Raw genomic sequence first — 2,676 nt, forward strand, 5'->3', positions numbered from 1 at the left:
TTTTCGATACTACTTTCTTCATTTGCTTTTTATGCATACCAGATACTTTATTCTGCCAATATTTTGGTTGAGAAAGAAGACCGCTATATAGTGATTGAACAAGGTGAAACCTTCAAATCATTACAAGATAAACTCTACGACAACCATTATGTTGAAGACCTCGTGTCGTTTAGCTTTTTGAGTAAGCTCATGAGTTATGATGAAGCCATTAAACCGGGCAGGTATGCTTTAGAAAAAAATATGACCAACCTAGAAGCCATCAGGTTGTTGAGGGCAGGTAGGCAGGAGCCGGTAAATATTACATTTAACAACGTACGTTTGATCAGTGAGCTCCCTGAAAAAATAACAGCTAATTTATTGATATCTGCGGCTGCTTTTGATACAGCTCTACTCAAGTTCATAGAAACCAACCAGCACGGATTTAATGAGCAAAACATTATCAGTATGTTCATTCCAAATACTTATGAAGTCTATTATGACATTTCTGCAGAGGGCCTTGTAGAGCGTATGCATAGAGAGTATAAGAAGTTTTGGAACGACCAGCGCTTACAGAAGGCCAAAGCCATTGATCTTACACCATTAGAGGTATCAACACTTGCATCTATTGTACAGGCAGAGAGTATAAAGAAAGAAGAAAGTAAGATTATAGCAGGTTTGTACATGAACCGGCTTGAGAAAAACATTGCTTTACAGGCAGATCCTACATTAGTATTTGCTGTGGGTGATTTCACTTTGAAACGAGTACTTAATGTGCATAAGGAGATTGACTCGCCATACAATACTTATAAGAAAACAGGGTTGCCTCCGGGGCCGATCAATATGCCTGAGATCCACTCTATAGATGCAGTGCTCGATCATAAAGATCATAACTATTTATATATGTGTGCCAAAGAAGATTTTTCTGGCTACCATAATTTTGCCACCAACCTGAGGGATCATTTGAACAACGCGAGGAGGTATCAGAGGCAACTCACCATAGAACAGAGAAAAGCACGACTAAACCAAAACTAAATGGTAAAGTTTGAGACGCAAATTAGAGTAAGGTATGCTGATACTGACCAGATGGGTTATGTGTATTATGGTAACTATGCGGCTTATTATGAGATTGCCAGAGTGGAGAGTTTGCGAAGTCTGGGCCTGACTTATAAAGAGCTGGAGGAGCAGGGGGTGATGATGCCTGTTTTAGAAAATTTCTCAAAATATCATGCGCCTGCCACTTATGATGAGTTACTTACCGTGCGCACCATTATCAAAGAAAAACCCGGAGTAAGAATCACTTTTGATTATGAAATATATAACGAATCTGATAAATTGATTCATGAAGGCAAAACGCTTTTAGTATTCGTTGACATGAAATCGGGAAGGCCTTGTAGGCAACCGGAAGTGATGGCGAAGCTACTCAATCCGTATTTTGACTAGATGAAAGCTAGAATTATAACGTACGTACAGGATTCAAAGCTTTTTTTGAGGTTAGTCGATTTTTTGAAAAGAATAAAATTCAAAAGGTACGAAGGGCTGACCCTATATGAGATCATAAAGGTTTTTATAGAAAAAATCACTAAAGATGAGATTATAGACAGAGCCAACGGAGTTGCGTTCAACTTTGCACTGGCCATATTTCCCGCAATCATATTTCTTTTCACACTTACTCCTTATATACACGAGTTTGTACCAGACGTGAGTCAGGCCAATATACTTGAGTTTATAAAAAGTGTAATGCCTAATAGTATGTTTGAAACGGTAGAGTCGACCGTAAAAGACATCGTGAGTAATACGAGGGGGGGACTACTTACATTTGGTGCTATCTTCTCTTTGTTTTTGGCCACCAACGGCATGATGGCCCTCATGAAGGCCTTTAACTCATGTTATAAGACATTAGAAAAAAGATCATTTATTAAAATGAGGTTGGTAGCTACAGGTCTCACATTTATGTTAGCCTTCGTATTGATTTTGGCCAGTATGCTATTAGTGGTGGGCAATATTGTGATCGATTTTATTGAGCACATTGAGTGGTTGGCTATAGAAGACTTTGCGATCTATTTGTTCTTTATCACACGGTTTATCATCATTTTCATTGTGTTCTTTTTGGCTATTTCCTTCATTTACTATTTCGGGCCAGCGGTTCACTATAATTGGAGCTTTTTTTCTACTGGTTCGCTCATAGCTACGATTTTGTGCATAGCGGTATCTTATGGCTTCTCTTTTTACATTTCAAACTTTGCGACATACAATAAATTATATGGTTCGTTGGGTGTATTGATCGCCCTGATGATCTGGCAGGAGATACTGAGCATTGTACTTTTAGTAGGGTATGAAATCAATGCAAGTATTCATCAGGCCTATAGAATTAGAGAGGTTGAGGAGCCTATTTACAACTATGATTAAAAAATTTTCCGCACCCTTTTGCAAAATTTAAATTATACTATACATTTGCAGACCTATTCGGGAAACAACCCGATTCCGATAGTTATCGGGACGACCCAGAGGAGTGGCAGAGTGGTCGAATGCACTGGTCTTGAAAACCAGCGTGCCGCAAGGTACCGGGGGTTCGAATCCCTCCTCCTCTGCAGAGAAAACCCTGATACGAAAGTGTCAGGGTTTTTTTGTTTTCCGGCTGTTCCTTTGCTGAAATCTTAATTTTCTAAAACATAGTAGAAGGCCTCCTTTTCACGTGGC

At 39.2% G+C, this 2,676-nt stretch carries 3 protein-coding genes and 1 tRNA gene; all 4 read left to right on the forward strand.

Features of this window, described 5'->3' with window-relative positions; translation table 11 throughout:
* Positions 1–1,011 (forward strand): endolytic transglycosylase MltG (gene mltG / locus E1176_RS02635; RefSeq protein WP_155209028.1); only part of this gene is annotated, 1,011 nt, incomplete at its 5' end.
* Complete coding sequence (locus E1176_RS02640) at positions 1,012–1,419, forward strand: acyl-CoA thioesterase (RefSeq protein ID WP_155209029.1); 408 nt, start codon at positions 1,012–1,014, stop codon at positions 1,417–1,419. It begins immediately after the preceding gene.
* 63 nt (positions 1,420–1,482) lie between these two features.
* The gene (locus E1176_RS02645) at positions 1,483–2,385 is read left to right on the forward strand and encodes a YihY/virulence factor BrkB family protein (protein ID WP_246205917.1); all 903 of its coding nucleotides are present in this window, start codon (positions 1,483–1,485) and stop codon (positions 2,383–2,385) included.
* 97 nt (positions 2,386–2,482) lie between these two features.
* Positions 2,483–2,567: transfer RNA gene (locus E1176_RS02650), tRNA-Ser, on the forward strand.
* The last annotated feature ends 109 nt before the right edge of the window (positions 2,568–2,676 follow it).

Source organism: Fulvivirga aurantia (assembly GCF_009711475.1).
Lineage (GTDB): Bacteria > Bacteroidota > Bacteroidia > Cytophagales > Cyclobacteriaceae > Fulvivirga > Fulvivirga aurantia.